Consider the following 26447-nt stretch of genomic DNA (forward strand, 5'->3'; position numbering starts at 1 on the left):
TTCGTTCAACCGGCCCAATGGATCTGGAATGGCAGGGTTTCGTCCCGCAGCAGGGTACGCACCGGCATCTGGGCGATATCACTGCCACCCGCCGCGGCCGCAAGCGCCTCGCGCTTTGCTTCGCCGCTGAGCATCAGATAGATCACACCGGAACGGGCGATCGGTCGACGGGTCAGGGTGATGCGGTCGAGATGATCGCCGGTCACCTCGGAGCGTTCCGCACGCACCGCCGCCAGCAGCGACCGGTCCGCGTTCAGACAGGCATCCAGTCCGACAGCGTGTGGGAACCAGGATGCTGTATGCCCGTCATTGCCCATGCCGAGAATGCTCACATCGATCGGCAGGGGCAGGTCTGTCAGGCGGCTCTCCGCCTCGGCCAGACCGTCAGCAGGTTTCAGACCCGCCGTCTTGAGACCGATAAAGCTCGCCGCAGCGGCCTTGTTCTGGATCAGGCTCGTTCGAACAAAATCCTCATTGGACCCCGCTTCGCCCGGATCGACCCAGCGTTCATCCACGAGAACGACCGTAACCTTCGACCAGTCGATATCGGCGTCTGACAGGCGCTGATAGAGGGGTTTCGGCGTGGAACCGCCCGAGACGGCGAGCGATGCCGCACCGCGCTCTGCGATCGCGTTGGCCAGGCGCGCTTCAATCTCTGCCGCAAGGGCCACGGCCATCGCCTCCACCGAGGTGTGTTCGGTCATCTCTAGCTCAAGCGCTGAAGGCATCGAACCACTCCCGTTCTTCCGTTGCCAACAACAGGGCGGACTGGGTCGGACCGTCTGTACCCGCCGGATAGCCATAGAGTTTCGCCTGGCCGTCATCCCAGGCCTGGATGATGCCATCCACCCAGCGCCACGCTGCCTCGACCTCGTCACGGCGCATGAACAGGCCCAGATTGCCGCGCACCACGGCCATCAACAGGCGCTCATAAGCGTCCGGGTAATCCTTCTCGAAATGCTCGGCATAACTCAGGTTGAGCGGCACATAACGCAGGCGCAGCCCGCCCGGCCCCGGATCCTTTGTGGTCAGCATCAGCTTGACCCCCTCATCCGGCTGCAGGCGGATGATGAGGCGATTGGGGTGGGAGCCGGCATTGCTGGCACCGACCACATCATGTGGCACATCCTTGAACTGGACGATGATCTCGCTGCGGCGTGCGGCCATGCGCTTACCGGTGCGCATGTAGAAAGGCACGCCGGCCCAGCGCCAGTTGTCGATGTGGGCGCGGATAGCAACAAAGGTCTCGGTCTGGCTGTCATGGCCGACCTCTTCGGCATACCCGTCAACACCCTCACCGTCGACAGCGCCGGACTGGTACTGGCCACGCACGACGTCATGGGAGACGGAGTGGGCATCCACTGTGCGCAGGGCGCGGAGGACTTTCATCTTCTCGGTGCGAACCGCATCCGCGTCGAGGGAGGACGGTGCTTCCATCGCGACCAGACAGGCCAGCTGGAGCAGGTGGTTCTGGACCATGTCGCGCAACGCGCCGGAACGGTCATAATAGCTGGCGCGCTGCCCGGCGCCGAGCGATTCCGCCACGGTGATCTGGACGTGGTCGATGCCGTTGGCATTCCACATCGGCTCGAACAGGAAATTGGCAAACCGCAGGATCAACAGGTTCTGGACGGTTTCCTTGCCCAGATAGTGGTCGATGCGGAAGATCGAGTTCTCCGGGAAGACCTGGCCAACCCGGTCATTGATCTCGCGTGCCGTGTGGAAATTCGACCCGATGGGCTTTTCCAGCACGATCCGGGCATTGGCCGTATTCAGCTTGTGCTTACCAATGGCGGCACAGACCGGACCATAGAGAGACGGCGGCAGGGCCAGGTAGAACAGGCGGATCTTGTCCTCGGCATCGTCAAGCGCGTCTGCGAGCGCTTTCCATCCCTCACCTGCACCCGTGGCATCCACGGCGACATAGGTGACGTGATCAAGGAAATCCTTCCAGCGGTTGCGGCGATTGTCGGACGAGGTTTCGTCGAGCACATGAGTAGCCGCGAGCTCCCAGTACTTCGCGGTTTCCATCTCCTCCCGGGAGGCCGCAACAATGCGCGAATCCGCCGGGATCTGGCCGTCGCACCAGCGGTGAAAGAGCGCCGGAATCAACTTGCGCAGCGCAAGGTCTCCCGTCGCGCCAAAAACAACGATATCAAATGGTTCTACTGGGACTAGCTCAGCCATTCGGGCACGCCTTCATTTGGGTTCCGAACGTTTATAGCACGGATGTTAGGGCTAACACAGTGGGTGAAACATCTTGCGGCCAAGAAATGGATTGCGAGCCCGGTTGAGAAGTGGTTCGCTCCCGACACTTCTGAGGGGAACACATCATGAAAACCAGAGCTGCAGTAGCGTTCGAAGCCGGAAAACCTCTCGAAATCGTCGAGGTTGACCTGGAAGGCCCCAAGGCGGGCGAGGTCCTCGTCGAGATCAAGGCGACCGGTATCTGTCACACCGACGAGTTCACCCTGTCCGGCGCGGACCCGGAAGGCGCCTTCCCGGCGATCCTGGGCCATGAGGGCGCGGGTGTTGTCGTGGAGGTCGGCCCGGGCGTGAAGGACCTCAAGGTTGGCGATCATGTCATCCCGCTCTACACGCCGGAATGTCGCGAATGCGATTATTGTCTGCACCCCAAGACCAATCTGTGCCAGTCGATCCGCTCGACCCAGGGCCAGGGCGTGATGCCGGACGGCACCTCGCGCTTCTCCTACAAGGGCGAGAAGATCCTGCACTACATGGGCACTTCGACCTTCTCGAACTACACTGTCTTGCCCGAAATCGCGCTGGCGAAAGTGCGCAAGGACGCCCCCTTCGACAAGATTTGCTATATCGGCTGCGGCGTCACCACAGGCCTCGGCGCGGTGATGTTCACCGCCAAGGTGGAGCCGAACTCCACCGCGGTCGTCTTCGGCCTCGGCGGTATTGGCCTCAATGTCATCCAGGGCCTCAAACTGGTGGGCGCACGCCAGATCGTCGGTGTCGACACCAATCCGGCCAAGGAGGCGATGGCGCGCCAGTTCGGCATGACCGATTTCGTCAATCCCAAGGACATCAAGGGTGATCTTGTCGGCCACCTGGTCGAGCTGACCGGCGGCGGTGCGGACTATTCCTTCGAGTGCATCGGCAATGTCGAGGTCATGCGCGCGGCGCTGGAATGTGCCCACAAGGGCTGGGGTGAAAGCGTCATCATCGGCGTTGCACCGGCCGGCGCAGAAATCCAGACCCGCCCCTTCCAGCTGGTCACCGGCCGCGTCTGGCGCGGCTCCGCCTTTGGCGGCGCGAGAGGCCGGACCGACGTGCCCAAGATCGTCGACATGTACATGGAAGGCCGGGTCAATATCGACGACCTGATCACGCACAAGCTCACGCTGGAAGACATCAACAAGGGTTTCGACCTGATGCATGCCGGCGAAAGCATCCGGAGCGTGGTGGAGTTTTGATCCTCTATGTCGACGCAGATGCCTGCCCCGTCAAAGACGAGGTGATCCGGGTGGGTGAGCGGCACCGCTCGGAGATCCTGCTGGTCTGTGATGGCGGGTTGATGCGACCGCGTTCGCCCTGGGCCAAACTGGTAATCGTCGAGGGTAAGCTGGACGCTGCCGATGACTGGATTGCTGAACGAATTGGCCCGGGCGACATTTGTGTAACCGCGGATATCCCGCTCGCCGATCGCTGCCTCAAGGCGGGCGCCCGAGCGATCGACCCGCGCGGCAAGGCCTTCACGCCGGATACGATCGGCTCGGCTGTCGCAACGCGCAATCTGATGACCGACCTGCGCGAAACCGGCGTCATCACATCCGGAGCCAAACCCTTTTCCCAAAAGGACCGCTCCGCCTTTCTCAACGGGCTGGAAGCGCTCATCCAACAGGTCAAACGCGGACGATAGCAGCGACCGCACGCCTTGATTGCAGGTGCGAGCTGGGACAAGACTTACTTCTGCTCGCCAAGTGGAGAAGATTCATGTCCAGTCGCGCTTTCCTTCTTTCCTGTCCCTTCCCGTCCGGCATCCCTGCGGACGACCTTCCCCAGGCCGGTTCCTGGTGCATGAAATGGAATGTGCCCCTGTTCTGGTACGCAGGTTTTTCCTCGACAGGTCGCGTCGACCTTCACCACAGCGAGATCGGACTTGAATTTCCGAGCTTTCACGCAACGCCAGGGGCTCTCGCGGAGAACTTCGCATCCAGCCGCGATGTCATGCTGGACTTGTTGCCAAGCGAACTGAGGGATGACTATGCGGGACTCTACGACGCGTTCGCCGCTCGAGTGAAATCGGATTTTCAGGATGGAGCATTGTTTGAGATCGCCGATTTCTTTGCGCTCGCCGAGTTCGATCCGAGCGCGCTGGAAGCTTTCCCTGGCGAGATCCAGAAACTTGACGATGCTCGCAACGGGCAACACACACTAACGCTGGATGATTTCTTGTTCGCCGGCGCCTTCGATGTCGGAGGGGAACCCGCGCCGGCTGACGACTGCACTGCCGTGGAGCTGGCGACACGCTGGCGCCTAATCCTGACGGGCGGACCGGTGGATGATCAGAGCTGGCCTCCGGAACCCTCCCCCACCGAGATCGATCTGGCAGAACAGATGATCGCAAAAGCACGCCCTCAGCGCCCGCGCGCAATGGAGCCCGCATCTTCTGCCCCCGTAAGCTCGAACGAAAAACCCTGGTGGAAATTCTGGTAGGGTAACTCATGAAAACCATTTCCTCCTGGACTTCCTTTGGCGGCGAGCTGGCCGTTTTCGACCATGACAGCGCCGTATGCGGCTGCGAGATGCGCTTCGCTGTGTTCACACCGCCGCAAGCCAAGGACGGGCCGGTGCCTGTGCTCTGGTATCTGTCGGGGCTGACCTGCAACTGGTCGAATGTGATGGAGAAGTCCGGCCTGCAGCGTGTCGCCGCCGAACTGGGGCTGATGGTCATCGCGCCGGACACCAGTCCGCGCGGCGAGGCTGTGCCCAATGACGACGGCTATGATCTGGGCCAGGGCGCAGGCTTCTACCTGTCCGCCACCCAGGCGCCCTGGTCGCAGCACTTCCACATGGACCGCTATATAGTCCAAGAACTCAGTGCACTGATTGAAAAAAGCTTTGCTGCGGACATGAGCCGCCAGGGCATTACAGGCCACTCCATGGGTGGCCATGGCGCGCTGACGCTTCACCTGAAAAACCCTAAAAAATTCCGCTCCGTATCGGCTTTTTCACCCATTGTCGCGCCGATGGATGTGCCCTGGGGTCAAAAGGCGTTCTACACCTATCTCGGCGACCGGAAATCAGACTGGGAAAAACACGATTCCTGCGCCCTGGTTCGCAAGCAACCGAGCCGCGCGCACATCCTGGTCGACCAGGGGTTGGGGGATCAGTTTCTCGACCAGCAACTGCGCCCCGACCTGCTCGAAACCGCCTGCGCGGAAGCGGGACAGGCCCTCACCCTGCGACGCCATGAGGGGTATGATCATTCATACTATTTCATCGCGAGCTTCATCGAGGACCATTTGCGTCACCACGCCGCTGCATTGAATTCGCTGTGAGCTGCAGCCCGTCTTCGCGCGCGCGAGCATTACTCCCCGCGAGCACGATTTTTGCGCCGTTTTCGCAACAGGGCGCGCCACACGCACATTTTTTTCTTTCTCGGGGTTGCAATCGAAACTCACTCCGGTAACTGTGCAGCGCAGCAAACACAGGAACCGGCTCTCATGAACCCGAGCACGAACACCATTCAGGCCATTGCCGTCGCCGCCCAGCCGGGCGTGCGGACGCTTGGTCTCGTGCTTATTCTTGTGGTGCTTATTACCGCCCAGATAACGGGAGCGGCGACGACGCCTGCCATCTAGCAAAGCAAGACTAGGCAGACACGAAGAACCCCGCTCCCACAAGGAGCGGGGTTTTTTCGTGCTGGCCGCACAGGACACACGATGAACCAGCATTCTCCCAAATCCTCCGACACGATCACCAGGGGTCCCGCCCGCGCCCCGGCGCGCGCCATGCTGCGCGCCACCGGCATGACGGACGAGGATTTCGCCAAGCCGATGATCGGCGTGATCAATACCTGGAGCACGATCACGCCCTGCAACATGCACCTGGACAAGCTGGCGGATGCCGCACGTGAAGGCGTTCGCGAAGCCGGCGGCTTTCCGGTCGATTTCAACACGGTCGTGGTGTCCGACGGGATCACCATGGGGACCGAGGGCATGCGTGCCTCGCTGATCTCCCGCGAGGTGGTCACCGACAGCATCGAGCTGGCCGTGCGCGGACACAGCCTGGACGGCATCATCATCCTGGCGGGTTGCGACAAGACCATCCCGGCCGCCGCCATGGCTCTGGTCCGCGCCGACATTCCCGGCTGCATCCTCTATGGCGGCACAATCATGCCGGGTCGCAAGGGCGACCAGGAGCTGTCCATCCAGGATGTTTTCGAGGCTGTCGGCGCTCATGCCTGCGGCTCAATCGACGATGCCGAGCTGGAAGCGGTCGAGAAAGCGGCCTGCCCCGGCGAAGGCGCCTGTGGCGGTCAGTTCACGGCCAATACCATGGCGATGATGTTAAGCTTCCTGGGACTCTCGCCCATGGGCGTCAACGACATCCCCGCCCCTCACCCCGACAAGCCAGATGCAGCGCGCAAGTGCGGCATCCGGGCGGTCGAGCTGGTCGAAGCCGCGGTCAATCCGCGCCGCTTCATCACCCCCAAGTCGCTGCGCAATGCAGCGATCGCCGCTTCGGCCAGCGGAGGTTCAACCAATGCCGTCCTGCACCTGGCTGCCATCGCAGCAGAGGCCGGCATTGCCTTTTCCATCGACACATTTGACGAAGTCTCATCGGAGGCGCCGGTCATCACCGATCTGAAACCGGGCGGGCGCTTCCTCGCGCACCACATGTTCCTCGCCGGCGGCACACGCCTGTTCGGTCAGCGCCTGATGCAGGCCGGTCGCATCGCCGACACTCCAACCGTCAGCGGCGCAAGCCTGTTCGAAGAGTTCTCGAAGGCCGAGGAAAGCCCCAACCAGCGCGTTATCCACAGCGTCGAGAACCCGGTCAAACCCGATGGCGGCTTCCGCGTACTCTATGGCGATGTCGCTCCGGAGGGCGCGGTTCTCAAACTCAGCGGTCATTCCCGCAGCGCGTTTGCTGGTACGGCCCGCGTTTTCGAGTGCGAGGATGATGCGTTTGCGGCCGTCGAAGCCAATCAGATCAAGGCCGGTGATGTCGTCATCATCCGCTGCGAAGGCCCCCAGGGTGGCCCCGGGATGCGCGAAATGCTTGCAGTCACGGCGGCGCTGGTCGGCCAGGGTCTCAGCGAAGATGTTGCCCTGATCACGGATGGACGTTTCTCCGGCGCATCGAAAGGCTTCGTTATCGGCCATGTCAGCCCGGAAGCCACCGCTGGTGGCGCCATCGGTCTGCTGATGGACGGCGACCGGATCCACATCGATGTCGAAGCGCGCCGGATCGATACGGATGCCGATCTGTCAGCGCGCCGCCGCTCCATGATCACGCCTCAGCCCGATCGCATGGGGGGCGTTTTCGACAAGTACGCTCACCTCGTCAGCTCGGCTTCCCGAGGGGCTGTCACTGCCCCACCGCCCGCCAGGCAAGCCACATCCAAAACGACACAGACACATCGCGAACAGGAGATTTTCGCATGACCCGCCCGACCCAGGCTCCTCGCCGGAGTGATTTCGAAATCGACACCACCGACTTCAAGTCGGAAACCGTGGCCATCATCGGTTATGGCAGCCAGGGCCGCGCCCACGCCATGAACCTCAAGGACAGCGGCTGCAAGGTCATCGTCGGCGTTCGTGCCGGCGGTACCGGCGCCCAGCGCGCTGCCCAAGATGGTCTGACCACTGCCGAACCGGCCGATGCCGCGAAACAAGCCGACATCGTCATGATCCTGACCCCGGACATGACCCATGAGGAGATTTTCCGTGAGCAGATTGCCCCGAACCTGGAGGCTGGCAACGCCCTCATGTTCGCTCACGGTTTCTCCGTCCATTTCGGGCGCGTCCAACCCGCAGCCGATATCGATGTTATGCTGGTGGCGCCCAAGGGCCCGGGCGATCTCGTCCGTCGCGAATACGAACGCGGACGCGGCGTGCCCTGCCTGTTTGCCACTCACCAGGACGCGACCGGCAAGGCCCGTGACCGCGCACTGGCCTATACCTCCTGCATTGGCGGCGCCAATTCCGGCGTCATCGAGACCTCGTTCGCCGAGGAGACCGAGACTGATCTGTTCGGCGAACAGGCAGTCCTGTGTGGCGGTGCAACCGAGCTCGTCCTGGCCGGTTACGAGACCCTGACCGAGGCCGGCTATCAGCCTGAAGTCGCCTATTTCGAATGCCTGCACGAGCTCAAGCTGATCGTCGACCTGCTCTACGAGGGCGGGCTCGGGAAGATGCATGAATTCATCTCCGAAACCGCGATCTACGGTGATCTGCGCTCGGGTCCGCGGGTGATCAATGACGAGACCCGCGCCCGCATGCGCGAAGTCCTCAAGGACATCCAGGACGGCACATTTGCCCGCGACTGGATCACCGAGAACCAGGCCGGGAAGCCGCAATACGCCGCGCTCCTGCGCAAGGATCTCGAACACCCGATTGAAAAGACCGGGGCGCAATTGCGCGCCGACATGCCTTGGCTGCAGCCGGGCGCCAACGCTCACTAGCCGGCCCAACGAGGAGACGAGAAACATGACCGCCCTGCCCGCCGCCGAGATTGACGCGCATTCCCGCCCTCTGATGACGGGTGCCCAAGCCGTGGTGCGGACGCTCGAGGACCTCGGCGTGCGCCGTATCTTCGGCTATCCGGGTGGGGCGATCATGCCCGTCTATGACGCGCTGGTCGGCTCGAAACTGGAACACATCCTGGTGCGCCATGAACAGGCGGCGAGCTTTGCCGCCGACGCGCAGGCGCGCCTGACCGGCAAGGCCGGCGTTTGCCTAGCCACCTCCGGTCCCGGCGCGACCAATCTGCTGACCGGAATCGCCAATGCCTACATGGACAGCGTGCCCATGGTCATCCTGACCGGACAGGTTCCTTCGACCCTGATGGGCACAGACGCCTTCCAGGAAGTCGACGTGTTCGGGATGAGCCTGCCGGTCGTCAAACACTCCATGATCGTGCGTCATGCCGAGGACATTCCGGCCACCATCCGCGAGGCCTTCGAAATCGCCGAGGAAGGTCGACCCGGCCCGGTCCTCGTCGATCTGCCCAAGGATACGCTGCAGGCGAGCATGGCGTTTGAAACGGCCATGTCCGCGCCGACACCAGCTCCGTCCCGTGCCAGCGATGACAGTATCGAGGAAGCGCTCAGCCTGCTCCGGGCCGCCCGGCGACCTGTTCTCTACATGGGTGGGGGCATTGCCCTCGGGCATGCGGTGGAAGCGGCGCGAGACTTCATGGCACGCACCGGCATCCCGACCGTGGCCACGCTGAAAGCCATTGGCTGCGCTCATCCGGACGCCCAGAACTATCTAGGCATGCTGGGCATGCACGGAACCCGCGCCGCGAACATGGCCGTCCAGGAGAGTGATCTGTTGATCTGCTGCGGCGCCCGGTTCGATGACCGCGCAACCGGCAAGCCGGATCAGTTCGCCCCCCATGCCCGCATCATCCACATGGATCTCGACCACGCCGAAATCGGCAAGCTGCGCGGCGTGGACGCCGCTATTCGCGGTGATCTGCAAGACGCGCTGGCGCGGCTGGATGCGGGATATCTGGCAATCGACAGCTGGCGCACCCTGTGCCGCAACCGAAAGCAGGAGTTCGCGTTCAGCTATGACGCGCCCGGTTCCGGCATTTACGCGCCTGGCCTGTTGAAGGAATTGTCTGAAACCGCTGGCGATGACTTCATCGCTGCCTGTGATGTCGGCCAGCACCAGATGTGGGTGGCCCAGCATTGCCGCTTCGCTCGGCCGGAGAACCATCTGACGAGCGCGGGCCTGGGCGCGATGGGCTACGGCCTGCCCGCCGGCATCGGTGCTGCGCTGGAGCGCCCGGACAGCAAGGTTGTCACCGTCACCGGCGATGGCTCGATCATGATGAATATCCAGGAACTGGCAACCGCGCGCCGTTACGGCGTGCCGATCCGTATCCTGCTGCTGGATAATGCCTCGCTGGGCCTGGTGCGCCAGTGGCAGGAATTATTCTTCGACCAGAATTTCTCCGAGATCGATCTCTACGACAATCCGGACTTTGCCGAAGTTGCCCGCGCATTCGGCGTCGAAGCATTCACCATTCACAGTCGCGACGAGGTGCCCGGTGCCATCCAGCGACTGCTCAACGCCACTGGACCGATCCTGGCGCACTGCCTGATCGACCCGCGCGAAAACGTCTGGCCGCTCGTTCCGCCAGGCAAATCCAATGCAGAAATGATGGAGGACTGACCCATGCACAATATTCGAATTCAACTCGCCGAGCGCGAGGGTGCCCTTGTGCGCCTGCTCAGCAATATCGAGCGCCGCGGTTTCATTATCGAGAGCCTGCACAAGACGGCCGCACAGAACGGCGTGACCGATATCGCTGCGCGCATCACGCCACGCGGCGAGCGCTCGCTGGACGTCCTCACACGCCAGCTTTCCCGCCTGTTCGACGTCATGGACGTCCACACCCCGATGCCGGCCCACATGGCCAGCCACGCCATGCCTCCAGGAGAGCCGTCATGTCGACAACCGCAATAAACCACCCGGCTGCCGGGGATCACGTCCGGATCTTCGACACCACACTGCGCGATGGAGAACAGGCGCCGGGCTTCTCCATGACACCGACGCAGAAAGTTGAACTGGCGCAACTGCTTGCTGCCATGCATGTCGATGTGATCGAGGCCGGTTTTGCCGCCGCCTCTCCCGGAGACGCTGCAGCCGTCACAGAAATCGCTCGCGAAATCGAGGGCCCGACCCTGTGCTCGCTGTCGCGTGCCTCGATCGGGGATATTGATGCGGCTGCCGAGGCCCTGTCTCCGGCACGCCGCAAGCGTATCCACATTTTCCTCGCCACCAGTCCGATCCACCGTGAAGCCAAGCTGCGCATGTCGCGACTGGAAGTACTCAAGGCGATCGAAACCGCGCTGAGCCATGCCGCTGAGTGTTTCGACGAGGTGGAGTTTTCCGCCGAGGACGCACTGCGTACCGAGGACGACTTCCTGACCGAAGCCATGGCATGCGCCGCCACCCATGGCGCCGATGTGCTGAACGTGCCCGATACGGTCGGGGTCAGTGAACCCGGCGAAATCCGCCGCGTGTTCGAACGCCTGATGCGCGAGGTCGAACGGCCGGAACACGTCATTTTCTCTGCCCATTGTCACAATGATCTGGGCCTGGCTGTCTCCAACAGCCTCGCCGCAGTTCAGGCTGGTGCGCGCCAGGTCGAATGCGCCATCAACGGCATCGGAGAACGCGCAGGGAACTGCTCGTTGGAAGAACTGGTCATGGCGCTCAATGTCCGCCCGGACATCTTCCCCGCCGCGACCCGCGTCGACACCACGCAGCTCTGGCCGGCCAGCCAGAAGCTGATGCGCCTGACCGGTGCACCGGTGGCTCCCAACAAGGCGATTGTTGGCAAGAATGCGTTTGCGCACGAGGCCGGCATTCACCAGCACGGCATGATCGCCGATCGCCGCACCTATGAAATCATGACCCCGGAAAGCGTCGGCGCACCGGGCTCGGAACTGGTGCTGGGCAAGCATTCGGGCAAGCACGCGCTGAACCAGCGCCTCGCCCAGCTAGGATATCAGCCGGATCCGGAACGCCTGAACGAGGTGTTTCGCGAATTCAAACGCCTGGCTGATGACCATGGCGAAGTGACCGACGCCGATCTGGTCAGCCTGATGGAAGGCTATAGCGAAAGCGGATCGGCCTGGCAGGTCATGCGGACCGAGCTGCGCACCACCGCCGGTCCGCGTCCCAAACAGTTCGCCCGTGTCGAGCTCTCCCACCCGGATCGCGGTCGGGTCTCCGATATCGCGTCCGGTGAAGGTCCGGTCGCTGCCGCCTTCGCGGCTGTCCAGCGCATCACCGGACGCAAGGCCGATGTAATTGGCCTGGAAACCAAGATGCTGCGCTCGCAGACGGGACGTGAATTTGTCGCCGAGATTGAAGTCGATCTGGAAGGTCAGCGTGTGCGTGGCCGGGCACGGGGGCCCGATGTGGTCACTGCCGCTATCGACTCCCTGCTCTTTGCCTTCGAGCGCCAGCCGGCACCGCAAACCCAACACCACGCAGCGCAAAGCGCTGTCATGTAAGGAACTATCATGTCTATCCAGGAAACTGACTTCATCTGGCGCAATGGCGAGCTGATCGACTGGCACGATGCGCAAACCCATATCCTGAGCCACGCCCTGCACTATGGCACCTCGGTCTTTGAAGGCATCCGCGCCTACAAGACGCCGCAGGGTCCACAGATCTTCCGGCTGCAGGACCACATCCGCCGCCTGTTTGACTCGGCCAAGATCTATCGCATGCCGCTGCCGTACACGCAGGGAGAGCTGGAGAAGGCCTGCCGCCATGTCGTGCGCTCGAACCGGCTCAGCGACGCCTATCTGCGTCCGGTCGCCTTTTTTGGCTATGGCGGGATCGGCGTCATGCCGGGCAAGGCCGCCAAGGTTGATGTCGCCATCGCCGCTTTCCCCTGGGGCGCCTATCTGGGCGAGGAAGCCCTGTCCAAGGGCGTGGATTGCTGCATCTCCAGCTGGAGCCGGGCAGCCCCCAACACCATCCCGACCGGCGCCAAGGCGGGCGGCAACTACCTGTCCTCCGTCCTGATCAGCCAGGAAGCGCATGATCGCGGCTTTGATGAAGGCATCGGACTGGACGTCAACGGTCTCGTCTCCGAAGGCGCGGGAGAGAACATCTTTGTCGTCTCCGACGGTGTCATCCGCACGCCCCCGACCTCGTCCTCCATCCTCTCCGGCCTGACCCGCGATGCGGTCATCAAGCTGGCCGAGGCCGACGGGTTCGATGTGCGCGAACAGACACTGTCACGCGAAAGCCTCTATGTCGCTGACGAAATCTTTTTCACCGGCACGGCCGCCGAGATCACCCCGGTGCGCTCGGTCGACGGGCATGTTGTTCGCTGCGGCGGGCGCGGACCGGTTGCCGAACTGATGCAGAAGCGCTTCTTCGGCCTGTTCAGTGGCGAGACGGAAGACCGCTGGAACTGGCTGACCCCGGTCCATGATGACGCGATGGAGGTTCAGCATGTCGCCTAGAAGCCTCTTCGATAAGATCTGGGACGCACACATCGTGCGGGCCGAGACCCCGGACACGCCGGCGACGATGTATGTCGACCTGCATCTGGTGCACGAGGTGACCTCTCCGCAGGCCTTTGCCGAGCTGGAGGACCGTGGCCTCAAGGTGCGTCGTCCCGATCGCACTCTCGCGACGATCGACCATTCCACCCCGACCCTGCCCTTCAAGGCCGGGTCGCCACCGCCCTATGCCACCGATGCAGCGGCAGCGCAGGTGGAAACGCTCTACGCCAACACCGCCCGTCATGGCATCGAACTGAATGGCTGGGAAAGCGAACACCGGGGCGTCGTGCACGTCATCGGTCCGGAACTGGGTGCGACCCAGCCGGGGATGACCATTGTCTGCGGCGACAGCCACACGGCCACCCATGGTGCCTTCGGGGCGCTCGCCTTTGGCATCGGTACGACCGAGGTCGGACATGTTCTAGCCACGCAATGCCTGTTGCAACGCAAGCCGAAATCCATGCGCGTTCATGTGACCGGACGTCCGGGGCCGAACACATCCGCCAAGGACATCATCCTCGCCATCATCGCGAAGATCGGGGTGGATGGCGGAACGGGCCATGTCATCGAATACAGCGGCGAGGCCATCACCGCGCTCGACATGGAAGGGCGAATGACCCTGTGCAACATGTCCATCGAGGCCGGTGCCCGAGCCGGCCTGGTCGCCCCGGACGAGAAGACCGTCGCTTTCCTGGATGGTCGCAAGCGCACACCGCAGGGGGCTGAATGGGACCAGGCCGTCGCGCGATGGCGTGAGCTCTACACGGATGAAGGCGCGCATTTCGACAGCGAGGTTGTTGTCGATGTCGAGGGCCTGCGCCCGATGATTACCTGGGGCACCGCGCCGGATACCGCGATCGCGCTGAATGATGCCGTTCCAGCCTATCGCAATGACAGCGATCGGAAAGCGGCGGACTATATGCGTGTCGCTGCTGGCGAGACCGTGTCAGGCCAGAAGGTCAATCGTGTCTTCATCGGCTCATGCACCAACTCCCGCATCTCCGATCTGCGGGCAGCGGCAAACATCATGCGCGGACGAGCGATCTCGCCGGGTGTCACCGCGCTGGTCGTACCGGGCTCGGTCTGGGTGAAGGCGCAGGCCGAAGAAGAAGGCCTGGACAAGGTGTTCAAGGCAGCCGGTGCCGAATGGCGTGAAGCCGGGTGCTCGATGTGCATCGCCATGAATGGCGACAAGGGCGCACCGGGCGAGCTCATCGTCTCGACATCGAACCGCAACTTCGAGGGCCGTCAGGGTCCTGGCGTACGAACCATGCTGGCCAGTCCGGCAGTCGCGGCAGCTTCCGCCGTCACCGGCCGTGTCACGGATCCGGCCAAACTCAAGGAGGCGGAATATGCCTGAGACATTTCCGATCAGAAGCCGGACTTTCAATCTCGCGGGCGAGAATATCGACACGGACCAGATCATTCCGGCCCGCTTCCTGACCACGACCTCTCGGACGGGTCTGGGGCGGTTTGCCTTTCATGACTGGCGGTTCGACGCATCGGGTTCGCCCAGGCCCGGTTCGCCCCTCAGCGGATTCGATGCCAGCGGCGCATCCATCCTGGTGGCCGGGCGCAATTTCGGCTGTGGTTCATCGCGCGAGCACGCGCCCTGGGCTTTGCTGGATTACGGATTTCGCGCCGTGATTTCCTGCGAGATCGCCGACATTTTCCGCTCCAACGCGGCACGCAACGGGCTGTTGCCGATCGTCGCCCCGGAAGCGGCGCATCAATGGCTGCTGGACAATCCGGGCGCTGAGGTCGAGATCGATCTGGAAGCAACCCGCGTACACATCTCCGGCGGGCCGGGTTTCGATTTCGACATCGAACCCTTCGCCCGGCACTGCCTGCTCAGCGGCAATGACCCGATGGGGTATCTGCTCGATCAGGCCGACGAGATCCGCCAATTCGAGGAGGCCGCAGCATGAGCTGGAACATCGTCCTGCTTCCCGGTGACGGCATCGGTCCGGAAGTAACCCGCGTGGCCCGGGCCGCGCTGGAACAGGCCGCGCTGCAGACCGGGATCAAGCTGAACTTCAACAGTCATCATTTCGGCGGTGCATCCATCGATGCGCACGGCGAACCGCTGACCGCGGACACGTTGAAGGCCTGTCAGGCTGCCGACGCGGTCTTCCTGGGCGCTGTCGGTGGTCCCAAATGGGATGACGCGCCGGAACGTCCGGAGGCTGGGCTGCTTGCCTTGCGCAAGGGACTCGGCGTGTTCGCCAATCTGCGTCCGACCAGCGTCCATCCGGCCCTGTCCGATCGCTCGCCCCTGCGCCAGGAACTGGTCGAGGGTGCGGACATGCTGATCGTGCGGGAGCTGACCGGGGGCATTTATTTCGGCGAGCGCGAGGTCAGCGAAAATTCCGCCAGCGACAAATGCACCTACAGCCGCCACGAGATTGAGCGTGTCGCCCGGGTGGCGTTTGAACAGGCGCGCCTGCGCCGGGGCAAGCTGACGTCGGTCGACAAGGCCAATGTGCTCTCTACCAGCAAGCTCTGGCGATCCGTTGTGAGCGAGCTGGGCGCGCAGGATTACCCCGATGTCGCGCTGGATCACATGTATGTCGATGCTGCAGCCATGCATTTTCTACGAGCACCGCGCGATTTCGATGTCGTACTGACCGAGAACATGTTCGGCGACATTCTTTCCGACGAGGCCTCCATGCTGCCGGGCTCCATCGGACTTCTGGGCTCGGCTTCGCTGGGCAGAGAGCGTCCCGGGCTGTTTGAACCGATCCACGGATCGGCGCCAGACATCGCCGGCGAAGACAAGGCCAATCCGTTTGGCGCCATCGAAAGTGCCGCGCAATTGCTCGAGGCCGGTCTCGGCGAGAACGAGGCTGCGGCCCTCATCCGCCGGGCCGTGGACCGCATGCATGCCAACCGGGAATGGACCGGCGATCTCGGCGGAGATCTGACCTGTTCCCGGCTGGGCATACGCCTCATCGAGCAGATGGAGGCGCTCGATTCCCAGCGACAACCGGTGCTCGCGGCTAGCTGAGCCAGGCGAGCACCTGTTTGTCGGTCAGGAGGAAGTGGTGACGACCGCTGTCACCTCTTCCTCCACCGCTTGCAGGTCCCGCTTTTTCAATCCGCGACGCCGGACTGCAGCCACCTGAAATAGCGATGCTCTTCTAATCCGGGGCCAGCTGCCCTAAGCATGGGCACCAGGGGGCTTTGGTATGGCTTTTGACGCGCATATGCGGCTGACATCCGACAATCCGGACCGGATTGCGCTGATCTGCGCCTCAAGCCGCGAGCAGATCAGCTACAAAACGCTGTCGGATCGCATCGAACTCTTCGCACTGAGGCTTGAAGCCGGCCGCGGCGTGGTGCTGATCGAAACGGACAACTCGGTCAACGCGGTCTTCGCCTATCTCGCAAGCCTGCACGCCCAGTGTCCGGCCCTGCTCGTCGATGCTGAGGCGACAGCACAGAAACAACAGCTGCTAGAGCAATTTCCGGTCCTGTACGTCTACGCCGCTCACGACGATTCACTCGACATTCGACAAGCTCACCGCGACACACCCCTGCACCCCGACCTCGCCCTGCTGCTTTCAACTTCCGGCTCGACCGGACAACAAAAACTGGTCCGCCTGTCGCACCAAAACCTGCGCAGCAATGCCGAGGCGATCTGCCGGTATCTCGAGCTCACCCACGGGGATTGCGCACCGACCGGCCTGCCGATGGACTATTCCTTCGGTCTGTCCGTCATCAACTCGCATCTGCACGCAGACGGTCGCCTGCTGGTCACGGGAAAATCGCTGATCGAGGACGCGTTCTGGGCCGATTTCCGCGCGCACAACTGCACCAGTTTTTCCGGCGTGCCCGAGCACTTCAAACTCATCGAGAAAACGGGCCTGTTCCCCACCGACGCCCCGAGCCTGCGGTATGTCACACAAGCGGGCGGACGCCTGTCGCCCGACCGTGTCGAGGCCCTGGCCCGGCAAGGAGCCGCGGACGGCTGGGCGTTTTATGTCATGTACGGGCAAACCGAGGCGGCCCCACGCCTGTCCTATCTGCCGCCGCATCTGGCAGCCTCGCGCCCCGGCTCCATCGGGCGCGCCATTCCGGGCGGAAGGTTAAGCCTGATCGACGCGGACGGGAACGCCATCACCCGCCCAGGCATCACCGGCGAGCTGGTTTATCACGGCCCCAATGTGATGATGGGGTATGCCACAACGAAAGATGATCTGGCCCGGCCACCGGAGACCGACTGCCTCCGCACAGGCGATCTCGCCAGTTTCGATGCCGACGGGCTGTTTACACTGCAGGGCCGCGCGGCGCGCTTCCTCAAGATCGCCGGAAAACGTGTCAGCCTTGATGCCGTGGAAGAACGCCTGGCCAGCCAGGGCATCGAAGGCCTCGCAACCGGCCGGGACGATTTTCTGGGCCTGGTGCTGACAAAGGTCAGCGACGCGGAATCGGTCGCGGCGGATTTGAGTGAAGAGCTGGGTATTCCGGCCAGCCGGCTTCACACCTGCTCTACAGAGCACATACCGTTCAAGGCAAACGGCAAACCTGATTACCAGACCGCCCTGGCCCTAATCGAAGCGTCAGCAAAACCTGAGACCAGGGTCGAAGGACCGAGGCTGCAGCAAATTCTCGCCGCTTTCCGGGAACAATTCCCCGGCGAGCGCATTTCACCTGAAACCAGTTTCGATGAACTGGAAGCCTCCTCGATCGAGTTCGTCGACCTTGAAATCCGTCTCGGCGCCATTTTGTCCGACCTGCCGCAAGGCTGGCACCAGCTTAGCATCGCCGAACTGGACACGCATGAAGACACCAGCATTGCCAAGGCAACACCGCGTTTCTACGACATGGCGGCCCTGCGATCGCTCGGCACCCTGCTGGTTGTGCTGATCCATATCGTCGGCGACAAACCGGAAACCGGCCTGCGTCTTGAGCGCGACTCCCTTCTGTTCGCGACATTCGACATGCTCAGCTATCTCTCCATGCCGCTCTATACCCTGCTCGCAGGCCTGTCTTTTGCCATGCTGGGGCGCACCGAGATGTCGCCTGCGCGATTCCTGAGCCACACCGTGCGTACAGTCGTGATCCCCACCCTGATCGCCATGTTCACCTTCGCTGCGATCTCGACAGTCATGGGCACACGCTTTGGCATTTTCGGCCTGGATCAGCTGATCGACACACTGGTCATGCCCTACGCCCACTTCTGGTTCATCAATGCCTTCATCATGATGACCGGGGGGGCATACCTGATTTGGCGAGTAGCTGGTGAACGGGCCCTGTGGATCGCGATTACCCTCGGCTGTCTGCCTATTCTCACCCCGTTCGCGCTCCCGGAAGATACCTGGGCGACCAATCGCATGCTGGCCATTTTGCCCTTCTTCGTGCTTGGGCTCGTTCTGACGCGGTTCGAGCATGTCTTGGAGAAGACCAGATGGTGGCTTCTGGGCGCCGCACTTCTGACGGCGACCGCGCTTTATCCGATGGCCTACGCCTACATGCAGGACACCCAGCTGACAGCGAATTTTCGAAGCTGGAACGGTTTCCTGCTGAGCCTCTCGCTGATCATCATCGTGATGCATGCCTCACCGGCGCTGCGATGGCTCAGGCCGTTGGCAGCGTATTCGTTCGCGATCTATCTCTGGCACGTCTTCGGGACATCAGCGACACGCCGGCTGCTCGAAGGAATGGGGCTGGACAATCCCGCCCTGCACCTGGTGGCCGGTTTGATTATGGGACTGGGTCTGCCCGTCCTGCTCTACCATGTCCTGCAATACATCCCGCTGGGACATATCGTGCTGGGCCAGCGTGCCGGGCGCCGGAAGACGCCCGACTGACTCGTCCTGCAGGTCAGGATTTGATCACGGCGGTGATGGCATCGCTGGCCGCAAACAGGCCATCAACGTCACCGTCAAAGGCCTCCGGTCGTACGGCCGTCGGATAGACCTCTGCCAGTGCTGCAAGCGCAGCTTCCAGCGCATCCGCCAGCGCCGCGTTTTCCATGCGGATCGCAGGCATCTGCCGACCCGCGATGTCAGAGGCCGCCCGTTCGAAACCAAAACCGTCCAGATAGGCCTCGACCGCCCGCGGTTCAGCGGCAGCGAACTGGTACTGCAACACGGCACGATGGATCAGGCCTGCCATCACCTTGGCATAGACGCTGGCTTCGCTTTCCTCGGTGGCCGGTCTAAAGGTCTCGGCTGCGTTGATGGCGTTGAGCACGCGCGTCACCGCTGCGCCCACTTCCTCATCGCTTCGCCCGTCAAAAGGCGCCGCTGACGCGTCGGACATCAGATCGAGGAAGTTCTCGGCTCCCAGCGCAATCACAACCTCTTCCAGATCGACATAGATCTCCGAAATCGGATGCGCGAACATTTCCGCCGCTGCAGAACGTCCGCCATCTTCCAGCGCACCGATACCGGCCAGGTAGTGGGCGCGAATGACTTCAAGCGCACTCAGATAAACGACAGGGTCCTGACGTGCGAGCTCCGGATCTATGCCGAACTCGCCGCCACCACCGGATTCATTTTCACCTTCAGCACCACTTTCGCCCTCGCCTTCACCGGCGTGGCTGGAGAGTGCGGTCTGGTCATCAACCGGCTGGCCGTGCTCGGATCCACCCTCGCCCATCTCGCCACCACAGGCAGCCAGTCCCCCCATCAAGGCCATGGCGCCAACCTGGCTCCAAAGCTTGGACTTACGCTTGATCCCCATGACCTGTCCTTTCACTGATCGACGTCGCGAACACTTCTGTTAAAACGTCATATCGGCTTGCCGTGAAACTGACAATTATTCTCAGGACACAAAATGCTCTTGCAGTTGGAAAAAGTCTGCACCGAAGCTGAAGTCACCACCCTGCGTGACCTGATCACCCGCCAGGATAATTTCCAGGACGGCAAGGCCACGGCGGGTTATGCCGCACGCCAGGTCAAGGACAACGAACAACTCGCCAGCGGCGCCGAGATCGATACGGTCCGTTCGGTTGTTCGCAAGGCTCTCGAGAAACACCCGCTCTACCGACCCTTCGCCCAGCCCAGGGCGGTGACGCGCATGCTGGTTTCGCGTTACACGCCAGGCATGGAATACGGCACTCATGTCGATGATGCGTTGATGGGGGGGCGACGCACCGACCTCTCCTTCACCCTCTTCCTGTCCGCACCGGACAGTTATGAAGGCGGCGAGCTGGTCATCGAGGATATGGGCGGCGAAAGCGCCATCAAGCTGGGGCCCGGCGATGCCGTGATCTATCCCACCGGGGCCCTGCACCGTGTAGCCACAGTGACGGGCGGCGAACGCCTCGCCGTGGTCGGCTGGATCCGCAGCCTGGTACGCCGGGCTGATCAGCGCGAAATCCTGTTCGATCTGGAACTCACCAGTCGCGCGATCTACGAAAAAGACGGCAAATCAGCCATTTTCGACACGCTGTCCAAGACCCGCTCCAACCTGTTGCGCATGTGGGCAGAGGACTAATCGAACTCCCGCCGCCAGCGCAGGGAGACAGACGCGTCTGTATCATCGCTGATACGTGAAAGCAGGCTGAGATCTGGCGTCAGTGACCACTCGACACGGGTCGTCGCCAGTGCGGAAAGACCGACGGTCTCCACCTCCAGATACACGTCATCACTGATCTGGTGCCCCCCGGTCACGGCAATCGTGCCATCCGCATTGGAGGTGATCCGCAAACGGTCAACACCGGCCCGGTCGCGCAGCTCGTTGATCATGTTGAACATGGAATATCCGGACAATTGTGCCGCGATCTGCGCGGTTTCGAAGGCAGACAGTTCTGTCGCGTCCCGCCCGAACAACAGGCGAGACAGGATCTCGTCCTGCGGCAATTGCGGCGTACTGGAAAGCATCAGCTCAGGCGCATCTACACTGCCTGCGATACGTGCTTCCACCGTCAGATCGGAACGTTGATGACGCGCGTCGATCTCAACCCGGGCGGTGGTCAAGCGCCCATCCAGATTGACCTGCCCCCGGGTCAGGTCAAAAGGCCGGGACAACAGGTAGGCCTCACCGCCCTTGAGGGTCGCGTTCCCGGAGACACGCGGTCGGGAGAGACGTCCGCTCAGAACCAGCTCAACACTCCACTCGCTGTCGAAGCCAGTGCCAGCGACCCGCACGCCTTCCTCCGACGTCACGCGATAGTCCAGTCGGACTTCGGGGCCAACATAATCACTGCGCGCACGACCGTCTGGCAGATTGATCTCGGTGACGACGGGATTGGGGATGGCCTCTGCGGTGTCATTACCGGGCGTCACATGAAGCTCGTCGATTCTCGACTGGCCTGACACCAGCCAACCGGTCGCGTCTGCGCTCACAAGCGTCTGACCACTCAATGTCATGTCCAGATCCGGCAGCGAAAGCAGACGCATCCGCGTCATTTCCAGCCTTGCCTCTCCGCGATAGCCGGTCTCCGCATCCAGGCGAAACTCGCCCTGTCCACTGGCCCGCCCGTGAGCACCATCGCTCATCTCCAGGGTCTCGACCCGCAGCCGGTCGCCGGCAAATTCCGTGACAATCTCGATATCGGCAAAACTCGAGCCATACGTCCCAGACAACACCCGGCCGCGATGCAGCGACGCATGCCCGTTCACCGTCGGGACCTCGACACGCCCGCCAAGCTCCAGTGAGGCCTCAACCTGTCCTGAAAGATCCGCTGTCGCGGGTAACAGCAGCCGGGCCAGCGGCGCGATCTCGCCATGAACCGCGATTTCACCGCCAAGCGCCCCCTCGGCTTCCTCCGCCAGGATCCTGACCACAAGGGCATCGCCCTCGACTTGCAGATCGAGACGGTTGCGGCCATCGATCTCCAGCTCTGCGCCCACTTGCAGAACCGGCGCTGTATCATCATGACGCGAAGTCAGATCACGTATGCTCAGCTCGCCATCGCCCTGCCAGTGACCGTCCGCATTGACCAGCTGCAGGCGCGCTGCCACTTCGCCCGACAAGTCCGGAAGCCCCCGCGTATAGCCCACGAGGTCGGCTGGAATTTCACTCGCCACGACGTCAATTTGCTGTGGCGACAGGACCAGATCCAAGACGCCGGCACCCATCAGAACGCGTCCGCGCGCCTGCAGCGGGCCCGCCAGCAAGCGGATCGGCGTTTCCGTACGGATAGCCGCCTCACCCCAGACACCGGCAAGTGACAGGCGACCAGCAAGTCCTTCAGGCGTGAGCGACAATTCTCCGGGCAGATCCAGCACGAAATCCGTTCCCAGCTGACCGGACAGCTCGCTATTCAGCGTCATGGCCTGCAACGGTCCCGAGAGGGTGATTTCCGCTGCGGACAGACTTCCGCCCGGGATCAGGCGAGCCGGGGTTTCAAGACGCGCTTCCATCTGCCCGGCAAACAGGTCCGCAGTCTGGCCGGTATAATCCAGCGTGGCATCAAACCGACCGACGTCGCTGGCGACCAGCTGGATGGCTAGAGCCTCGCCCTGAAGCTCACCGCGCCCGGAAGCCGTGATCGCGCCCCAGCGCCCGTCGGTCAGATTCAGCGCAGCGCCGCTGGCATTCAGGTCGGCCGTGCCGGAAAGCTCCAGCGCCTGATCGGACAATTGCCCACGCAGGCCCCATCGCGCCAGCACAGCGCCTTCATCATCCAGCGACGACTGGATGACCAGTTCCGGCCCGGCTAACCGGGTCTCGCCAATCCGGATCTCGCTCGCAGCAAGACCGGCGTCGAGACTGATCTGTCCCGCATCGCTCCCGGCTTCCAGGTTCAACGCAAGAACGCCTGAACCACCTATCGGGCCGGCCAGGTTCGCAAGGCCAGCGGCTCCGGCCATTGCCACTGACCAATCCCCGCTCGCACCGAGTTGGGCGGAGATGTCGAGGTCGACGGCCCGCCCGTTCAGCTCTCCATTGTCCAGCCACCAGACTTCAGCCTCTCGTCTAAGCTGCGCTCCGGCCGTCAATCCATCCAGAAAGCCTAAACTGGCCTCTGGCCAGACCACCCGGTCCGCGGCAATCTGAATGGTGAACATCTCGGAGTTTTCACCGGTTATGTTTGCCGAGAGCGAACCGGAGAGGTCCTGATAAAGCCGGCCTGCATCCGGCAATTCCAACAGCGCGGAAAACCGGGTTTGCCCGTCTTCGTAGGCGCCATTCGCCGTGATCTGAGCAGCGTTTGTTTCCAGCAGCAGACGATCCAGCCGATAGGTGTTTCCACTCGATTGCGCCTGCAGCTCGATCTGCAATTCATCACCAATCAGCCCCGCCAGAACAGGCTCGGCCAGCACCAGCCCCGACGCCGCCAGTCTGCTCTCCAAGCGAAATTCACCGTCATCGCGCGAAAGCTCTACGGGCCCGGAAAGGTCAGAAATCACAGCCTGGGTGTGCTCCAGCCCGGACAGGGTCATCTCGCCCGTGAACTGCGCCCGCGGTCGACGTTCCACGCGGCCTTCAAAACCGGCACTGGCCAGTCTCAACTCAGGTGGAAGAAATTCCGCTGCCACCTCGCCGTCCACACGCGCCGACAACCGCCACCCCTCGCCCTCACGCAGAGCACTAGCCTCCAGGCCGTCAGCGAGGAGCGTCGCACGCGTCAGGTCCAGCTCACCGAGCGTCCCGTCCGCGGTCAGCTGAACCAACTGCAGAGCCTCGCCCGTCGCAGCCCCCAGAATCGGCCATCGGGCGAGATTGATCGACGTGTCAGACGACCAGACAGTCTCCGTCCAGTCCAGTGCACCGGACGCCAGTCCGACTTCATCCGCCTCCACACTGAACGCACCACGCCCCGCCTCGAACTCTCCGGTAAGGTCGGCGCGGACACTGACTGCGCGGCCGGGAAGCCGCATCATATGCGCTATCGGACTGCCGCCAGGCACGTCCATGCGAATTGTACCTTGCAGGCCAGCCGCGTCGCGGTGAAGCGCCAGCGCGATGTGGTCCTCACGATCGCTCAGCCCCTGCCCGGAAAAGTCGAGTGCCACAACGTCGCCATTGACCAGCCGGGCCTGGCCCCGCACCGCATAACGGCCGCCCGGCCCGGCAACGCCGGGCGCGATCACCAGGTTTTCCAGCACCGCACTGCGCAGATCCAAATCCGGCAAACCACCGCTCGATGCACCCGCCGCCGCCTGCGAGGAGCGTTGCGGGCGCCGCAATACGCTGACATGAGCTGCCGTGATCTCCTCGATGATCAGCGGCCGAAACAGGGCACTCAGACTGTCCCAGTCACCGCGCACATTCTCGAGCACGAGCCACTCGCCGTCTGCATCGCTGAACGCCAGCCGGTCAATGGTGAAACGCGCCAGTACATTGCCGCGCACCCCCTCCACATCCAGCCGGCCAAGCGCGCCCATCTCGCGGCCATCCAGCACCGAAGTCACAAAGGCACGGCCGGGACCGTGGGTGAGCAAGCCAAGCGAGACAAGGCCGGCGAGCACAATTCCGCCCAGAGCCAGCGCCCCGCGGCGCAGCCAGCGATGTTTCAGAAGATCGCGGAGCCCCTGCATCAGAAGGCCTGTCCGATGCTGAAATAGAGATGCACAGGCGTCTCGCCATCACGCCGGTCGAGCGGTGTCGCCAGGTCGATGCGAACGGGGGCAAAGTCCAGGTAGTACCGCGCGCCAATGCCGAGGGCCGCACGCACGTCATCCACTGCGGGCAAGAGATCATCACCCGCGGCGCCCGCCTCGACGAAGACAACGCCGCCCCAGCGCGATGTATCGCGCCAGCGCAGCTCCAGCCCGGCTTCCGCGACCGACAGGCCGCCTGAAGGCAGGTCTTCAACGGTCTGGGGTCCAAGCCCCTGGTAATCAAATCCGCGCACAGATCCGCCGCCACCGGCATAGAAGCGCTGGTCTGCGGGGATATCATCTATGGGCGCCCCGATCAGCGAGCCGATACGGCCGCGCGCGGCCACGACCCAGCTCTCACTCGCCCGCCAATAGGCGCTGCCACTGGCTTCCAGGCGCACATACTGACCGTTGGTATCGCCGAATGTCGCCGTCGGGACCATCTCGCCACGCGCCCGGTAACCGCGGGTCGGTTCGAGTGGATCATCGCGCGCATCCAGCGTCAGGCCCAGGCCGGCCTGGACGGATATGGCATCACTGACACCTTCAGGGTTTGTGACCCTGGAATAGTCCAGCTCGGCACCAACCGCGTATTGCAACAGCTCGCGCAAGGCTCGACTGAGATTGAAACCGGCGGTCAGTTCCTGCTGGTCATAGGCATCGGTTTCTTCCGACTGCAGCCCTGCCGACAACAGCAAAGTCCGCCCGTAACGACGCCAGTGCGGAAAACTCAAAGAGGCCTCGACACCCTGGCTGAGAGTCTGGAGCTGGGCTCTGAAAGTGAAAAGCTGGTCTTCACCCAGCAGGTTGCGCCGGTTCAGCGCGGCAATCGCGCCGCCGCCATCACTGGTGGAATAGCTCAGCGCGACCTCAGCCACATGGCGCGGCGCGTGTTCCAGCGTGATGCCAAGATCGCGCGCCCCCTTTCCATCCGGTTCTCCGAGCGATAGCTGGACAGCGGAGACACTCTGCAAGGAAAGCAGCCGGTTGCGATAGGCCCGCAACCCGTCAGCCGACACCGCCGCAGCATCCTCGAGCGGCGACAAGCCCAAAATGAAATCCGCATTCCAAGCCTCACTGTGCAGTCGAATTTCACCGAGGCGCGAATATATTCCCGGCAGGTAGCGCAAGACCACATCGACCTCTTGCCGCGCGTGGTCCACCGTGATTGCGCGTTCCCCCAGGCTCGCTTCCGGCCAACCCGACGCGCGAAGACGCTCCAGGGCAGCCAGCTCAACCGACAGCAAGAGGCCGGCATCATAGGCCTCACCCGGCTCGAGGGTCAGCGCTTCGCGAACACGCTCCCGCGCTTGCACATCCGCCCCCACATCCACACTGATGGTTCCGTAAGTGAAACGGTCGCCAGTCTCGATACGCAGAACCGGGTTCTGGGCCGCGCCGAGTGCCGGCACGACGGTCGCCGCGAAATACCCCTGTGCACGCAAATAGCGCCGCGCGCGCTCCGACGCTGTTCGGGCACGCTGCCAGGGCGCAGTGTCATCGGGCATGTCCAGGGAAATCGCCCGTTCGAGACCGGCTGACAGCTCCGGGTCATCGACACAGCAGAACTGTGCTAACGCTTGCGCAGTGGCTTGCGATGAACACAGTCCTGCCAGCAAACAGGCAAGTGGGATGAAAATCAGACGTCGCAACCGGGTCTAGCCTCAACGAGCCAATTCAGGCTCTTCCAGGCGCCGTATACG

General features: G+C 62.8%; 21 protein-coding genes. 16 read left to right on the forward strand and 5 right to left on the reverse strand.

Going from position 1 to position 26447, the window contains the following annotated elements:
- Nucleotides 1-5: 5 nt before the first annotated feature.
- Both pgl and zwf read right to left on the reverse strand, forming a co-directional pair.
- A complete protein-coding gene (pgl, locus tag JJ889_RS10970; RefSeq protein ID WP_291895004.1) occupies nt 6-728 on the reverse strand; it encodes a 6-phosphogluconolactonase in 723 nt (240 codons plus the stop codon).
- Entirely contained in the window at nt 712-2187 is a 1476-nt protein-coding gene (gene zwf / locus JJ889_RS10975) for a glucose-6-phosphate dehydrogenase (protein WP_291895006.1), read from the reverse strand. Before zwf ends, pgl begins: the two co-directional genes overlap by 17 nt.
- 146 nt (nt 2188-2333) lie before the next feature.
- Here zwf and JJ889_RS10980 point away from each other — a divergent pair, with 146 nt between their 5' ends.
- From JJ889_RS10980 to JJ889_RS11050, 15 genes are all read left to right on the forward strand, one after another.
- On the forward strand, nt 2334-3443 hold the full coding sequence (locus tag JJ889_RS10980) for an S-(hydroxymethyl)glutathione dehydrogenase/class III alcohol dehydrogenase (protein WP_291895008.1): 1110 nt from the start codon (nt 2334-2336) through the stop codon (nt 3441-3443).
- Nucleotides 3440-3889: a YaiI/YqxD family protein gene (locus tag JJ889_RS10985; RefSeq protein WP_291895010.1), complete on the forward strand. Its 450-nt coding sequence runs from the start codon at nt 3440-3442 to the stop codon at nt 3887-3889. The genes JJ889_RS10980 and JJ889_RS10985 overlap by 4 nt, the downstream gene beginning before the upstream one ends.
- A gap of 74 nt (nt 3890-3963) precedes the next feature.
- Nucleotides 3964-4686 carry a hypothetical protein gene (locus JJ889_RS10990; RefSeq protein WP_291895011.1) on the forward strand — a complete coding sequence of 241 codons (723 nt, stop codon included), beginning with the start codon at nt 3964-3966 and terminating at the stop codon, nt 4684-4686.
- An 8-nt stretch (nt 4687-4694) separates the two neighbouring features.
- Entirely contained in the window at nt 4695-5531 is an 837-nt protein-coding gene (gene fghA, locus JJ889_RS10995) for an S-formylglutathione hydrolase (RefSeq protein WP_291895014.1), read from the forward strand.
- 165 nt (nt 5532-5696) lie between these two features.
- Nucleotides 5697-5834 carry a hypothetical protein gene (locus JJ889_RS11000; RefSeq protein WP_291895016.1) on the forward strand — a complete coding sequence of 46 codons (138 nt, stop codon included), beginning with the start codon at nt 5697-5699 and terminating at the stop codon, nt 5832-5834.
- Nucleotides 5835-5915: 81 nt separating this feature from the next.
- On the forward strand, nt 5916-7643 hold the full coding sequence (locus JJ889_RS11005; protein ID WP_291895019.1) for a dihydroxy-acid dehydratase: 1728 nt from the start codon (nt 5916-5918) through the stop codon (nt 7641-7643).
- A complete protein-coding gene (ilvC, locus tag JJ889_RS11010) occupies nt 7640-8662 on the forward strand; it encodes a ketol-acid reductoisomerase (RefSeq protein ID WP_291895020.1) in 1023 nt (340 codons plus the stop codon). The genes JJ889_RS11005 and ilvC overlap by 4 nt, the downstream gene beginning before the upstream one ends.
- A gap of 25 nt (nt 8663-8687) precedes the next feature.
- Nucleotides 8688-10382 carry an acetolactate synthase 2 catalytic subunit gene (gene ilvG / locus JJ889_RS11015; protein ID WP_366940078.1) on the forward strand — a complete coding sequence of 565 codons (1695 nt, stop codon included), beginning with the start codon at nt 8688-8690 and terminating at the stop codon, nt 10380-10382.
- 3 nt (nt 10383-10385) lie between these two features.
- Nucleotides 10386-10676, forward strand: a complete 291-nt coding sequence (locus JJ889_RS11020; protein ID WP_291895022.1) for an ACT domain-containing protein — start codon at nt 10386-10388, stop codon at nt 10674-10676.
- Entirely contained in the window at nt 10658-12235 is a 1578-nt protein-coding gene (locus JJ889_RS11025) for a 2-isopropylmalate synthase (RefSeq protein ID WP_291895024.1), read from the forward strand. Before JJ889_RS11020 ends, JJ889_RS11025 begins: the two co-directional genes overlap by 19 nt.
- A gap of 9 nt (nt 12236-12244) precedes the next feature.
- Nucleotides 12245-13201 (forward strand): branched-chain amino acid transaminase, encoded by a 957-nt coding sequence (locus JJ889_RS11030; protein ID WP_291895026.1) that lies wholly within the window; start codon nt 12245-12247, stop codon nt 13199-13201.
- Nucleotides 13191-14603: a 3-isopropylmalate dehydratase large subunit gene (leuC, locus tag JJ889_RS11035; RefSeq protein WP_291895027.1), complete on the forward strand. Its 1413-nt coding sequence runs from the start codon at nt 13191-13193 to the stop codon at nt 14601-14603. The genes JJ889_RS11030 and leuC overlap by 11 nt, the downstream gene beginning before the upstream one ends.
- On the forward strand, nt 14596-15171 hold the full coding sequence (leuD, locus tag JJ889_RS11040; protein ID WP_291895028.1) for a 3-isopropylmalate dehydratase small subunit: 576 nt from the start codon (nt 14596-14598) through the stop codon (nt 15169-15171). The genes leuC and leuD overlap by 8 nt, the downstream gene beginning before the upstream one ends.
- Nucleotides 15168-16250 (forward strand): 3-isopropylmalate dehydrogenase, encoded by a 1083-nt coding sequence (leuB, locus tag JJ889_RS11045; RefSeq protein ID WP_291895031.1) that lies wholly within the window; start codon nt 15168-15170, stop codon nt 16248-16250. The genes leuD and leuB overlap by 4 nt, the downstream gene beginning before the upstream one ends.
- A gap of 181 nt (nt 16251-16431) precedes the next feature.
- Nucleotides 16432-19056, forward strand: a complete 2625-nt coding sequence (locus JJ889_RS11050; RefSeq protein WP_291895033.1) for an AMP-binding protein — start codon at nt 16432-16434, stop codon at nt 19054-19056.
- 13 nt (nt 19057-19069) lie between these two features.
- On the opposite strand, the gene JJ889_RS11055 is transcribed toward JJ889_RS11050, so the two are convergent.
- Entirely contained in the window at nt 19070-19933 is an 864-nt protein-coding gene (locus tag JJ889_RS11055) for a hypothetical protein (RefSeq protein WP_291895035.1), read from the reverse strand.
- Between the two features lie 93 nt (nt 19934-20026).
- On the opposite strand from JJ889_RS11055, the gene JJ889_RS11060 reads away from it, so the two are divergent.
- Nucleotides 20027-20689, forward strand: a complete 663-nt coding sequence (locus JJ889_RS11060; RefSeq protein WP_291895037.1) for a Fe2+-dependent dioxygenase — start codon at nt 20027-20029, stop codon at nt 20687-20689.
- On the opposite strand, the gene JJ889_RS11065 is transcribed toward JJ889_RS11060, so the two are convergent.
- Both JJ889_RS11065 and JJ889_RS11070 read right to left on the reverse strand, forming a co-directional pair.
- A complete protein-coding gene (locus JJ889_RS11065) occupies nt 20686-24681 on the reverse strand; it encodes a translocation/assembly module TamB domain-containing protein (protein WP_291895039.1) in 3996 nt (1331 codons plus the stop codon). The genes JJ889_RS11060 and JJ889_RS11065 overlap by 4 nt on opposite strands.
- A complete protein-coding gene (locus JJ889_RS11070) occupies nt 24681-26252 on the reverse strand; it encodes a BamA/TamA family outer membrane protein (protein WP_291895041.1) in 1572 nt (523 codons plus the stop codon). The genes JJ889_RS11065 and JJ889_RS11070 overlap by 1 nt, the downstream gene beginning before the upstream one ends.
- Nucleotides 26253-26447: the final 195 nt, after the last annotated feature.

The organism is Maricaulis sp. (genome assembly GCF_017643475.1).
Taxonomy (GTDB): domain Bacteria; phylum Pseudomonadota; class Alphaproteobacteria; order Caulobacterales; family Maricaulaceae; genus Maricaulis.